This is a genomic window from Paenibacillus sp. Negev47, assembly GCF_058313655.1.
In genome coordinates, this window is the sequence record NZ_CM177754.1 from 6,070,386 (window position 1) to 6,083,624 (window position 13,239).

Annotated in this window: 9 protein-coding genes; 4 read left to right on the plus strand and 5 right to left on the minus strand. The window is 48.1% G+C overall.

The genetic code is table 11. From position 1 onward, the window contains the following. Positions 1-277: 277 nt before the first annotated feature. Positions 278-3,136: an excinuclease ABC subunit UvrA gene (uvrA, locus tag AC4G47_RS27375; protein ID WP_491103670.1), complete on the minus strand. Its 2,859-nt coding sequence runs from the start codon at positions 3,134-3,136 to the stop codon at positions 278-280. Between the two features lie 707 nt (positions 3,137-3,843). Continuing rightward, a complete protein-coding gene (gene uvrB, locus AC4G47_RS27380) occupies positions 3,844-5,835 on the minus strand; it encodes an excinuclease ABC subunit UvrB (RefSeq protein ID WP_458124270.1) in 1,992 nt (663 codons plus the stop codon). 169 nt (positions 5,836-6,004) lie between these two features. Between uvrB and AC4G47_RS27385 the strand changes: the two genes are divergently transcribed. Both AC4G47_RS27385 and AC4G47_RS27390 read left to right on the plus strand, forming a co-directional pair. Beyond that, on the plus strand, positions 6,005-6,802 hold the full coding sequence (locus tag AC4G47_RS27385) for a flagellar motor protein (protein WP_491103672.1): 798 nt from the start codon (positions 6,005-6,007) through the stop codon (positions 6,800-6,802). Next, positions 6,786-7,628: a flagellar motor protein MotB gene (locus AC4G47_RS27390; RefSeq protein WP_491103673.1), complete on the plus strand. Its 843-nt coding sequence runs from the start codon at positions 6,786-6,788 to the stop codon at positions 7,626-7,628. The genes AC4G47_RS27385 and AC4G47_RS27390 overlap by 17 nt, the downstream gene beginning before the upstream one ends. A gap of 132 nt (positions 7,629-7,760) precedes the next feature. Here the strand turns inward: AC4G47_RS27390 and AC4G47_RS27395 are convergent, their stop codons facing one another. Genes AC4G47_RS27395 through AC4G47_RS27405 form a run of 3 tightly spaced genes read right to left on the minus strand, consistent with a single transcriptional unit; the run spans position 7,761 to position 11,076 of the window. Next, positions 7,761-8,939, minus strand: coding sequence for an ABC transporter permease (locus tag AC4G47_RS27395; RefSeq protein ID WP_491103674.1), 1,179 nt, complete (start codon positions 8,937-8,939; stop codon positions 7,761-7,763). Further along, complete coding sequence (locus AC4G47_RS27400; RefSeq protein ID WP_491103675.1) at positions 8,932-10,128, minus strand: ABC transporter permease; 1,197 nt, start codon at positions 10,126-10,128, stop codon at positions 8,932-8,934. The genes AC4G47_RS27395 and AC4G47_RS27400 overlap by 8 nt, the downstream gene beginning before the upstream one ends. 12 nt (positions 10,129-10,140) lie before the next feature. Next, positions 10,141-11,076 (minus strand): ABC transporter ATP-binding protein, encoded by a 936-nt coding sequence (locus tag AC4G47_RS27405; protein ID WP_491103677.1) that lies wholly within the window; start codon positions 11,074-11,076, stop codon positions 10,141-10,143. 209 nt (positions 11,077-11,285) lie between these two features. On the opposite strand from AC4G47_RS27405, the gene AC4G47_RS27410 reads away from it, so the two are divergent. Together AC4G47_RS27410 and AC4G47_RS27415 are read left to right on the plus strand one after the other, a co-directional pair. Further along, positions 11,286-12,497 (plus strand): sensor histidine kinase, encoded by a 1,212-nt coding sequence (locus tag AC4G47_RS27410; RefSeq protein WP_491103679.1) that lies wholly within the window; start codon positions 11,286-11,288, stop codon positions 12,495-12,497. A 20-nt stretch (positions 12,498-12,517) separates the two neighbouring features. Continuing rightward, on the plus strand, positions 12,518-13,207 hold the full coding sequence (locus AC4G47_RS27415; protein ID WP_491103680.1) for a response regulator transcription factor: 690 nt from the start codon (positions 12,518-12,520) through the stop codon (positions 13,205-13,207). Positions 13,208-13,239 lie beyond the last annotated feature (32 nt).

Consider the following 13,239-nt stretch of genomic DNA (forward strand, 5'->3'; position numbering starts at 1 on the left):
ATGTTATCTGTACCCTGCTAGTAATGCAAGCCCTATCATCCATAAAAATGAAAAAAATCCAATTTGGCTGGATATCCCTGCAATGCTTGCCCCTACATATATGTAAACACTTTCACGAAAACATTCTAGTACAAGGAATGACTCTACATATTCCAAAAATAAAACCCTTCCTTTCGCAAGCAGAGCACATCAGATCGTAATCCAATGTCTCACACCTCTCGAAAAGAAGGGCTTGTTAACTATCGTTTCTCGTTCAAAAATCTCTGACTACAGGGCCTTAGTCCACCAATTGCAGAGCCTTACTCCGCTCGGTATCCCGCTCCAGAACTGGCTTCAAGTACTTGCCGGTATAGGAAGCTTCCACTTTAACGATATCCTCAGGTGTTCCAGTTGCAACAATGGTTCCTCCACCGCTACCGCCTTCTGGACCAAGATCGACAATATAGTCAGCTGTTTTGATCACATCCAGGTTATGCTCGATTACCAACACCGATTCCCCGGAATCCACCAAACGGTGTAGTACGTTCAGCAAACGGTCGATATCATCCACATGCAAACCGGTTGTCGGTTCATCGAGGATGTAGATGGTTTTCCCCGTACTGCGGCGGTATAGCTCGGAAGCGAGCTTCACACGCTGGGCTTCACCACCAGACAATGTGGTTGCAGGTTGTCCCAGATTGATATAACCCAGACCTACATCCATCAGCGTCTGCATTTTACGATGGATCTTCGGAATGTTCTCGAAGAACTGGGTTGCATCTTCAACTGTCATTTCCAACACATCGGAAATATTTCTGTTTTTATATTTCACTTCAAGCGTTTCCCGGTTGTATCGTTTGCCTTTGCAGACTTCACAAGGAACATAAACGTCGGGCAAGAAGTGCATCTCGATCTTGATAATGCCGTCTCCACGGCAGGCTTCACAACGTCCGCCTTTAATGTTGAAGCTGAATCGGCCTTTCTTGTATCCACGTACTTTGGCTTCATTCGTCTGAGCGAACAGATCCCGAATATCATCAAAGACACCGGTGTACGTAGCCGGGTTGGAACGTGGTGTCCGCCCGATTGGCGATTGGTCAATATCGATGACTTTATCGATATGCTCCAGACCACGAATTTCTTTATGCTGACCCGGACGTACCCGAGCACGGTTCAGATCACGTGCCAGTGTTTTGTACAGGATCTCATTGATCAATGTGGATTTACCAGATCCAGATACACCGGTTACCGCGGTAAATACACCTACAGGAATCTTCACATTCAGATTCTTCAGGTTATTTTCTTTGGCTCCGCGTACTTCCAACCAGCGTTCTCCTACACTTCTACGTTCTGTACGAATAGGAATGAATTTGCGACCACTCAGATATTGACCGGTTAATGAGTTCTCATCGTTCATGATCTCTTCCGGCGTACCCTGTGCCATGATGGTACCTCCGTGGATACCTGCACCAGGGCCAATATCAATAATGTAGTCGGCAGCCATCATCGTATCCTCATCATGTTCGACCACGATCAGAGTATTACCAATGTCTCGCATGTGCGCAAGGGTTGAGATTAGACGGTCATTATCCCGTTGATGCAGACCGATACTCGGCTCATCCAAAATGTAGAGTACACCCATCAGGCTGGAACCAATCTGTGTAGCCAGTCTGATCCGCTGTGCCTCCCCACCGGACAATGTTCCGGCAGCACGACTCAGTGTAAGGTAATCCAGACCAACATTTACCAGGAATCCGAGACGGCTGTTGATTTCTTTCAAAATCAGTTTGGCAATTGTCTGCTCTTTCTCCGTCAATTCCAGCGAGTCGAAGAATCGGCCCGCTTCACCAATGGACAGACTAGTCACATACGCCATGTTGTGATCATTGATCGTAACCGCGAGACTTTCCCGCTTCAGACGCTGACCTTTACACGTACCACAAGGCTTCGCACTCATGTAACCTTCGATGAATTCACGGATACCTTCAGATGCTGTATCCCGGTAACGACGCTCCAGATTATTCACGATGCCTTCAAAGGTAACCAGTGCTTCCTTGCGTTGTCCAAAATCATTCTCATACCGGAAACGGATTTTCTCCGTGCCTGTACCCTGCAACAACTTATTCATCTGTTCAGCTGGCAGATCTTCGACAGGCACATTCTGCGGAATGTTGAAGTGTTCACATACCGACTTCAGAAACTGCGGATAATAGGTCGATGTTCCACCTGTCCATGCATCAAAAGCGCCATCTTCAATGGTCTTAGTCCGATCCGGTACGAGCAGATCCGGGTCAACGATCATTTTGACACCCAAACCATCACAATCCGGGCAAGCGCCGAAGGGACTGTTAAAAGAGAACATCCGTGGTGCAAGCTCTTCAATACTGAATCCGCACACCGGGCAGGCAAAGTTGGAACTGAAGCGAAGCTCTTCTTCACCCATAATATCCACCAGGAGTTGTCCTCCGGATAAATTAAGGGCTGTTTCAATGGAGTCGGCCAGACGTGCCTGTACATCATCCTTAACAACGATCCGGTCAACGACCACTTCAATCGTATGCTTCTTGTTTTTCTCCAATTGAATATCTTCTGACAGGTCACGCAGCTCCCCGTTCACCCGTACACGGACAAAGCCCTGCTTGGACACATCGGCAAATACACTTTTATGCTCGCCCTTACGGCCCGAGATAATGGGTGCCAATATCTGCAACCGGGTACGCTCTGGGTATTGCATAATGCGGTCAACCATTTGTTCTACGGTCTGGGAACTGATCTCTACGCCGTGATCCGGACAATGTGGATGACCCACGCGTGCAAATAACAGACGCAAGTAATCATAGATTTCCGTCACGGTTCCAACCGTGGAACGCGGGTTACGGCTTGTTGTTTTCTGATCTATTGAAATGGCAGGAGACAACCCTTCAATGGAATCGACATCTGGCTTCTCCATCTGTCCCAGAAACTGCCTTGCATAGGCTGACAATGACTCTACATAACGCCGCTGTCCTTCGGCATAGATGGTGTCAAAAGCCAGTGAGGACTTACCTGAGCCACTCAGGCCGGTCAATACAACAAAGCGGTCACGCGGGATGGTAATGTCGATGTTCTTCAGGTTATGCGCTCGTGCACCTTTAATGACAATATTATCGCTCGCCAATAGTACTCATCCTCTCAGTGTGTTAATCCAAACCTTTTAAAAGGCTTTTCGATCCCTCCCAAACCCTCCCTTCCAAGGGAGGGCCCCAGAGGGGCTCAGCCCTCTGGACACCCGAAACAAGCGGTGCAATGGTGAGGGGTCGGGTCTTGCTATGTGAAGGGTTGTCGTGTGCCCGCGGCTCCACATAAGGTTCCGGCTCATTGCCGGAACCTTATGTGGCCGCTCTACTGCGAGGTGACGCTCTCAGCTTCGCCCTGTTCGCGACTAGGTCGCCATTGCCTTCGGCTCGGCTCCAAGTCAACACCGTGAACGCTCTCGGCTTCGCCCTGCTCTCGGCAGGTCGCCATTGCCTTCGGCTCGGCTCCAAGGTCAACACCGGGGACGCTCTCGGCTTCGCCACGTTCGCGGCAGGTCGCCATTGCCTTCGGCTCGGCTCCAAGTTCAACACCGGGACGCTCTCGGCTTCGCCACGTTCGCGGCAAGGTCGCCATTGCCTTCGGCTCCCAGAGGGACACGACTCCCAAATGCTTTCTATAAACCTTTTAACCAATTTCAACTTTTCTATCAGTATAGACCTGATTTCAAGATTTCAACATCTCTTATTATCGGTAGATATGGACGATTTCCTTACTCAACAAGAGAACGGCCAATTGGCCGTTCTCTTGTTACCTCTCTCTCTTTACTGGAGCATATGAATGAGCAGTGTCTTATTCAGCGCGAAGTTCCAGCAACGCATCGCGAAGCTCGGCAGCACGCTCAAACTGCAGGTTTTTGGCTGCATCTTTCATCTCTACCTCTAGGCGCTGAATAAGCGCCTGGCGATCTTTCTTCGACATCTTCTCGGCAGCACCTGTGAGATAGTCTTTCTTGGATTCGGCAACCTTGGTTGCCTCAATAACATCACGCACTTTTTTGCGAATCGTCTGTGGTGTAATGCCATGTTTCTCGTTGTACTCGATCTGAATCGCACGACGACGTTCGGTTTCTTTTATCGCCTTATCCATCGAATCAGTCACTTTGTCACCGTATAGAATAACGCGACCCTCGCTGTTCCGCGCGGCACGACCAATCGTTTGAATTAGTGAACGTTCGGAACGTAGGAATCCTTCCTTATCGGCATCCAATATGGCTACCAAGGATACTTCGGGCAGATCGAGACCTTCCCGGAGCAAGTTGATTCCGATTAGGACATGGAAAACGCCCAGTCTTAGATCACGTAAAATCGCCATCCGTTCCAACGTCTTGATCTCGGAATGCAGGTAACGTACCTTGATTCCAATCTCCTTCAGATAATCCGTCAGATCCTCAGACATCTTCTTCGTTAATGTTGTAATTAACACACGCTCGTCTTTGGCAATCCGGTCGTTAATCTCACCGATCAAGTCATCGATCTGTCCCTTCGTTGGTCGCAGTTCAATAATAGGATCAAGCAGACCGGTTGGACGGATAATCTGTTGCACCATCGTATCCGTATGCTCTATCTCATATGGACCTGGTGTGGCCGATACATAGATAATCTGATCCATCTTGCCTTCGAACTCATCGAATTTGAGCGGACGATTATCCAATGCTGACGGCAGACGGAAACCATGCTCAACCAATACCGTCTTCCGCGCTTGGTCACCATTGTACATCGCACGGATCTGTGGCAGAGTCACATGAGACTCATCGACCACGATCAACATGTCATCCGGGAAGTAATCCATCAGTGTATATGGCGTATCGCCGCGTTCGCGGAAGGTCAGCGGGCCGGAATAGTTCTCAATCCCCGAACAGAAGCCGACTTCCTTCATCATCTCAATATCGTATCGTGTCCGCTGTTCCAGTCGCTGAGCCTCCAGCAACTTCCCTTGTTCACGCAACACTTCAAGTCGTTCTTCCAGTTCACGCTCGATGTTCACCAGCGCAACCTTCATCGTCTCTTCTTGCGTTACGAAGTGAGATGCCGGGAAGATGGCAATATGTTCACGTTCGCCAATCAATTCACCGGTTAACACGTCAATCTCCGTAATTTTCTCGATCTCATCACCGAACAATTCAACCCGAATTGCGTGTTCTCCCTTGGAGGCAGGGAAGATCTCTACGACATCCCCACGGACACGGAATGTACCCCGTACAAAGTTAATGTCATTCCGCTGATACTGAATCTCTACCAGTCGGGACAAAATCTGATTACGTGGTTTCTCCATGCCTACCCGGAGTGACAGCAACATGCTGGAATACGAATGCGGTGAACCCAAACCATAAATACAGGATACACTCGCTACAATGATGACATCCCTGCGCTCAAACAACGAACTGGTCGCTGCGTGACGCAGTTTGTCTATCTCTTCATTAATACTTGAATCCTTCTCGATATACGTATCGGAAGACGGGATATATGCTTCTGGCTGAAAATAATCATAATAACTGACGAAATACTCAACCATGTTGTTAGGAAAAAAATCTTTGAACTCACTTGCAAGCTGTGCTGCCAGCGTTTTGTTGTGCGCAATAACTAGCGTTGGCCGTTGCAGCTGGGCTATGGTCTGTGCAATGGTGAATGTCTTACCCGTACCCGTTGCACCCAGCAGTGTCTGATACCTTTTCCCCTCTTGAACACCCTTCACCAGTTCTTTAATGGCTGCAGGCTGATCACCTTGGGGAGTAAACTCTGACTCGATTTCGAACGTTTTGTCGCTCATTATAATATCGCTCATTGCCGTATCTCACCCTATCGTCTAAAATAATAGTCACAATATATTGTCGAAGTTCCCCGAATTTTCATATGGGAAAACTTATAGTAATAGGAATATTTGTTCCCGTTCAATTATACCTTGTTCGTTTTAGTGATGCAAACGTGAAATGAAGATAGGAGTGGGTTAATTTATGGATCTTGCGACACTTATCGGTATTATTGCCGGAATTGCCGCAGTCATTAGCGGTTTTTTGTGGGAAGGCGGTCAACTGTCCGGTCTCATGCAAAAAACGGCTGCTTTAATTGTATTCGGTGGAACGATTGCTGCTGTGGTTGCCAGTTTCCCTGCACATCGCCTGCGTACGATTCCGGCTGCTCTGCGTATGGCTTTTGGACGTAACAATAATGAATCCGGTTTATGGGTTGAAGAATTGGTCGAGATGTCTTCGATCGCGCGCCGCTCAGGTGTGCTTGCATTGGAACGCAAAGTTATGGATCATCCGCATCCATTTTTGCAAGACGGTATTCAGATGGTTGTCGATGGTACGGATCAGGATGTGGTTCGCCAGATTCTGGAGATGGAGATTGACTCGATTGAACAAAAACATGAGGGCTACGCCAAAATATTCGAATCTGCTGGTGGTTACGCCCCAACCATGGGCATCATCGGAACCGTGATGGGACTCATTCAGGTCCTTGGCAGTTTGACCGATCCAACCGGACTCGGACCTGCCATTGCTGTTGCTTTTACCGCAACCCTGTATGGGGTCGCCAGTGCCAACCTTATCTTTTTGCCCATTGCCTCCAAGATCAAATCCAGAGGTGCTGATGAAGTGCAGACCATGGAAATGCTTCTCGAAGGTGTACTTGCCATTCAGAACGGTGAGAATCCCCAGCTTGTACGCAAAAGACTGGAGTCCTTCACGCTCACGCATCGTCAGCTTATACGCCCCCTAGCAAAGGAGGGATTGGATGAGTCGGCGCAGTAAACGGCGCGGAAAACGTGAAACTATCGATCATCGGGATCGCTGGATGATTACCTATGCCGATCTCATTACCCTGCTCTTGATATTTTTTGTCATCATGTATGCCATGAGCAATCTGGATTCCGGTAAATATGACGTCGTTACTCAATCGTTACAAAATACATTCAACGAGTCTGACTCTATACTTGAGCTTGGGGAGGGGCTCGGTGAGAAGCCCGGACAGACGCTTACAGAGACCCCACCATCCGAGGTTCAGGGTGAAGACCCTGCAACTGGTGAAGGAACCCCTTCCGATTCCGGGACAGCAGCACCAGAAGATGACAACAAGCCACTCACAGAACGGGAAGAACAGTTCAGATCACAGGAGCAGGAATTGCAAAATCTGTTCAATGTGATTACCCAATATATCGAGGATAATAAACTGGAAAACCAGATTTTTGTTGCGGACAAGCCGCAGGGCCTCTCCATTACACTCAGTGACCGATTCCTGTTTGATCAGGGACAAGCTGCCCTCAAAGGGGATGCTGCACCCACACTGACCAAACTGGCGAGTCTGTTTCGGGACCTGAATACCGTTGTCAGTATCGAAGGACATACGGATAATATTCCGGTCGGGGCCAACTCCACGTATAAAGACAACTGGGAACTTTCTGGCGAACGCGCACTGTCTGTATTGCGATTTTTCTTGGATACAGAAAATCTCAACCCTGACGGGTTCCAGTATGCCGGATATGCGGATACTCGCCCAACGGGTGACAACACCACAGCGGCTGGCAGACAAAAGAACCGTCGGGTGGAAATCACCGTACTGCGCCAACTCCAACCTTGATCTTCGACTATTTCGCAAAATACATCATAATTTATAAGAAAAAGCACGTTCCTACTGAATTCGATTCAGACAGAACGTGCTTTTTTATGTCAGCTATTTAGTAAATTGGAACTCATATATTCGTTATTCCATTTATCCATCTACCCCTGGCTGACTTGGACGCAGAATCGCAGAGCCTATGGTCAGCAAAATGACAGCCATACCAAACAAAATCAATAGCGGCATTGTAATATCCGATAACGTACCGCCAGCGGAGATCGTTTCCACCGCCTGAATGGCCCATTTCTGCGGAACAACGTTAGCGAGCTTCTGCATATAGTCCGGCATGAAACTGATCGGCCAAAAACAACCACCTATCATACATGTTGGCATAATGATAAGTGAATTTAACATATTCGCATTTTTGGAATTCCGGATCAATCCTGCAACCGTACTTGCGATTCCCATGGAGACCAGCATGAATGCCGCCAATATCATGAAATGAATTCCAAAAGGAATGCCGGCATCATAATGCAGCAGCCATCTGCTGACTCCCAAAACCATCACAATCTGAATCATACCAATGACAAAGCTCCCCAGGAAATTACCAAGCGCAATCTCATATGCGTGTACGGGTGCCGTGTACACTCTAGCCATCGTCCGTTTCCTGCGATCTTCCATAATCACAGCTACTGCACTGGTCAGCAGACCCATCATAAACATAATTGTAAATCCAGTCACATTGTTCAGGCCTGGCTTGGGATAGATCCGCAGATCGGTGACTTCACCAGCAACCTGTTGCTTTCCTATCTCCTGTAATAACCGTTTAAACGGCTTCTGTGTGCTCTCCAGTACGTCCATCTCACTTGAGACTCGACCTGCCGCCACCGTAACAGCTGAAGCAGATTGTTGCAGGCCGCTCGTCAAACCTTCAACTGCTGCTCGCAGTGTATAAGAACCTTCACTTATACGCAGTTCCACCAGTTGAATTTCGGTTGCCTTACCTTGTAACAGATCCTCTGTATAATGTGCCGGAATGATGATGCCAGAACTTCCTTTTTGCTGAGCGATAGCTTCCTTCACTTCGGCTTCGTTGTTCATTGGCTTGAGCAAATATTCCTCTTTGCCAGCAAGTTCATGAATCATCCATGCCCCTGCCACCCCTGTATCCTCATTGACGTAGGGAATGACCGTGCGTGTACTCTGCTCACTTCCAAAAAGAGCTACCGCACCTGTAACCACCAGGCAAGGCAGAATTAGAAACGTAATGAAGCCCATTTTACGGCCAAGTGTACGTCTGATCATCAACCAGGCTATGTGCAGACTATTCATATCGATATCCTGCCTTTCTATAGATCAATCCTGAGATGGCCAGTAAAACAGCGCATACCACGCCTAGCATCAGTATGTTATATATTATCTCTCCTACAGGTGCATCCAGCATCATTCTCAGAAAACTTTGTAGCGCCCAGTGGTTAACCGTAAATTCGCTAAGACGTTGCACCAAATCAACCGGAATGGGCCTGAACCCACCACTGATGAATGTCATGACAATAATGATGCCTTGTAAAGTTGCACTGGCCGATGCCGTGCTTTTGCATACCAGGGATACAATAATGCCGAGGGTCATAGATGCCAAAGTGATGAGAACACAAGTTAGCACAATATACCCAGGATACGTTCCCCAATCTACACCGTAGAACCAATATGTCATAAGGATGATCGTCGTTGCCTGTAAAAAAGCGAGCAGACTATTGCCGGCAACTTTCCCGGCAAAGATCACTCCGTTACCTATCGGCGCAGCCTGAAGGCGGATCAGCGTTCGGTTATCACGCTCTCCAAAAAGGCTGGTACTTGTTGTCATTCCCGAGTACAACATGAACATCGCCAGCATGGATGCTGCATAGTATTGGGAGGCGCTGTAGGACGTCCCTGTTTTTCCGGGATTAATGACAGTAATGGCAGTCGAGTTCGCTCCATTAGAATCCAAGCCAGAGGTCATGGCAGCAGTTACTTCCGGACCTAGCACTTTGGTAATCGCCATCTGTCGATTCCATTCATCCGTAAAACGTGTGAACAAGGTTTCGCCCAAGGTATTGAGCGTGCTGTCCTTTCCACGTATCCATTGCAACCGAGCCTCTTTTCCCATCATCACGTTCTGTTCAAAATCTGAAGGGATCATTACGGCAAAGTCGAGCTTGCCAGTGCGCAGCAAATGGACAGCCTCTTCTTCTGTCGTAATGTTCTGTACCTTGACCCTCTCAGCTACCGATGGAGCATTCACAAATGTATCCAACGCTTGACTAACCGTATCTGATCCTCCACCTGATTCCGAATTCATATGGATTATCCCTACACGTACTGAATCCGGAATGACATCTTCCGCCGTCCCCATCGTACTGGAAAGGGCCGTACCCAATATAAAAATCAGTAACAACGGCAGAATGAACAAGTTCAACACCACAGATCGAATCTTAAGAATACGTCTTAACTCAAAGATGCAAATATGCCATATATTCATCTCTTGCTCCCCCTAGTCCCGAAGCGTACGCCCGGTCAGATTGAGGAACAATGTTTCCAGATCAGGCTCTTCAACCTTGAGTGACTGAATGGATATTTCATGTTTGCTGCAAATGAAGAGCAGATCCTGTAGATCCTGCTGTGCCGAAGGCAGCGTAATGATCAGTGTATTCTCTGAAACGTCTACCATTCGCACACGAGGGTGAAGTTTCAGTTCTTCCACGACGTCGGGACCGATACCGGAAGTGGAGAGCACTACTTTTTCCTCCGATGCTACCCGTTCTCTCAGCTCTGCTTCAGTGCCACAGGCAATGATTCGTCCCTGATCCATAATCGCGACCCGGTGACTAATCGCAGCCACTTCCTCCATGTAATGACTTGTATATATGATCGTTGAACCCATCTTGTTGAGTGTGCGTACCGATTCAAGGATATGATTCCGAGATTGCGGATCAATGCCGACTGTCGGTTCATCCATAATAATTAGATCCGGGCGATGTGTAATCGCACATGCGATGTTTAACCTGCGTTTCATACCGCCAGAGAAGGTTGAGGGGGTATCCTTTGCTTTATCCTGTAACCCTACAAATTCAAGGGACTCCTGCACTCTTTCCTTAAGCAATTTTCCACGCAGTCCATACAGTCTGGCAAAAAAGGTCACATTCTCCGCAGCAGACATGGTTTCGTATAACGCCAGATCCTGCGGAACGAGTCCAATCTTGCGCTTCACTTCGAGCGGTCGCTCCTTGACCGATATACCATCTAATCTGATTTCACCCTGATCCATATTCAGGAGCCCTGCAATCATGCTGATGGTGGTACTTTTCCCTGCTCCATTGGGACCGAGCAATCCAAAAATCTCGCCTTTGCCAACACTAAGATTCAAATGATCCACTGACAGCCTGCTGCCGTATCGTTTCACGACATGATCCACTTCAAGTATGCCCATCTCTTTTACGCCCCTTTTCCGGTTCGACTTCCGCCGCTGGATTTCATAATTTTATTGTAACGGATCGCCATCTATGGCGAAGGTACGAAAAGTCATGAATCGAAGGTGACTTAAGTCATCTGCTGATTCGAATGCTGCTTATGGTATAATCAAGGGCGCATTACCGAGAGATTCTATTCCACTTTTTATATAAAGGATGTCACTTACATATGCCGATGCGGTTCCTGCAATACGGATTAATTATCGTTCCAGCAGTGCTGTACCTGTTGATGCTCCCCTTGGAAAATGAAGCCGTCTACACCCTGTATGTCATCATCGCGCTTGGACTCTCCGTGTGGAAAGATTTTACCCGTTCAAGTACACAGCAGTGGTTGCTGTTTCTGGCCCAAATACTCTGGAACTGCTGGCTGATTGCTTCGTATGGACCATTTATGGTATTCCTCTCTCTATCCATGCTCTACGTGTATATGTACAGACTGGAGGGGAGCCCGCGGTGGTTGATGTTTGGAAGTCAGCTTGTGGCAAGCAATGTGGCATTGCATTGGCATTATTCTAACCCACAGGCATTGCAGCCAGGGTTAACCACACTATATACAAACGCCGATACTCAATTCTCCGCAGAGACAACAGCGATGGTTCTTGGCAACCTGCTTTTGCTCATCATAGCGGCTCTGTCCTGGCAGGGATCAAGAACGGCGAGCAGCCGCGGACAACTGGAACAAGTCTACGACGAGCTTCGCAGCAAACATTACGAGCTACAGGAAGCGCGTGCGCAACTCCTACTATTTACAAAGCAACTTGAAGGAGCGGCTCAGGCAGAGGAACGAACCCGTATCTCAAGACAACTTCATGACGATATCGGACATCGACTGATTCGCACCAAAATGATGTCAGAAGCCGCCCTGCTGACCCTCCCTCGAAATAGGGAACAAGGAACGGAAATGGTGAGACAGATTCGCGATCAATTGGCCAACAGTATGGATGATATGCGCAGCACCCTGCACAAACTGCAACCGGATTCCTATGTCTCCACTACCTACGCACTGGATCGTCTCCTTGAAGAAGTAGGTAGAGATACCGGCGTGAAGACAAATTATGAAGTTCATGGCCCATCTCATGTGCTGTATCCCAGCATACAGATTGTTTTGTACAAAAATGCCAAAGAAGCCCTGACCAATGCACTGCGACATGGAAATGCTTCTTCGATCACTGTGGAGTTGGTATTCGGGGATCAAGAAGTGTGTATGAGTGTAAGTAATGATGGCAAAATTAATGCCCATTCTTCCAAGAGAAATGGCATAGGACAGGAAAGCATGCTTCTGCGCACACAAATGGTGGGAGGAGCCCTCGAGATTCAATCGGCTTATCCATATACGGTGATTACACGCATTCCAATAACCAACCAAATGCATATACTCTGAAAAAGGAAGTGAACGTTCTCATGCCCGAACAGAATGATGTGAACGTAAAGAATGATTCAGCCCAGCCCCCACTTATTCGGCTGATTCTCGCTGACGATGACTACTTCATTCGCGAGAGCCTTAAAGTGCTGCTCGGACTGGGATCCGGCATTAGCGTTACAGGCACAGCCTCAAATGGACAGGAAGCGTTGGCATTGCTTGAGGCAGGTACGCCTGCGGACGTGGTCTTAATGGATATCCGGATGCCGGAATGTGACGGAGTCGAAGGCACACTTCGCATCAAGGCACGTTTTCCTGAAATCCAGGTGCTAATGCTGACTACGTTTGACGACGATGAGTATATTATTCAAGCATTGCAGAATGGCGCAAGTGGTTATTTACTCAAAAATGTGCCCCCCGAGCGGATCATTCAAGGCATCAAGACCGTACATAACGGCGATATGTTAATTCATCCGGATATTGCCCGCAAGCTCACAGGCCTTCTTCGTCCTTCTCCAACTTCACCGACACATCATCCAATCGAAGCCTATGGACTGACACGTATGGAGCTGACGGTTGCCGAGGCCATATCGGAAGGACTATCCAATAAAGAAATTGCAGCCAAACTGTTCCTCAGTGAAGGCACGGTCAAAAACTATGTCACGGATATTCTCGGTAAGCTGAGCTTGCGTGATCGGACCCAAATCGCCATTTTTATGTTAAAAAAATAACAAAAAGGTATTTCCCTTGCCTGCGACGGCGC

Excerpts from the sequence above, each read along its gene's own strand:
- uvrB (WP_458124270.1), bottom strand. The coding sequence starts at position 5,835 with ATGAGCGATATTATAATGAGCGACAAAACGTTCGAAATCGAGTCAGAG.
- AC4G47_RS27385 (WP_491103672.1), top strand. The coding sequence starts at position 6,005 with ATGGATCTTGCGACACTTATCGGTATTATTGCCGGAATTGCCGCAGTC.
- AC4G47_RS27390 (WP_491103673.1), top strand. The coding sequence starts at position 6,786 with ATGAGTCGGCGCAGTAAACGGCGCGGAAAACGTGAAACTATCGATCAT.
- AC4G47_RS27395 (WP_491103674.1), bottom strand. The coding sequence starts at position 8,939 with ATGAATAGTCTGCACATAGCCTGGTTGATGATCAGACGTACACTTGGC.
- AC4G47_RS27400 (WP_491103675.1), bottom strand. The coding sequence starts at position 10,128 with ATGAATATATGGCATATTTGCATCTTTGAGTTAAGACGTATTCTTAAG.
- AC4G47_RS27405 (WP_491103677.1), bottom strand. The coding sequence starts at position 11,076 with ATGGGCATACTTGAAGTGGATCATGTCGTGAAACGATACGGCAGCAGG.
- AC4G47_RS27410 (WP_491103679.1), top strand. The coding sequence starts at position 11,286 with ATGCCGATGCGGTTCCTGCAATACGGATTAATTATCGTTCCAGCAGTG.
- AC4G47_RS27415 (WP_491103680.1), top strand. The coding sequence starts at position 12,518 with ATGCCCGAACAGAATGATGTGAACGTAAAGAATGATTCAGCCCAGCCC.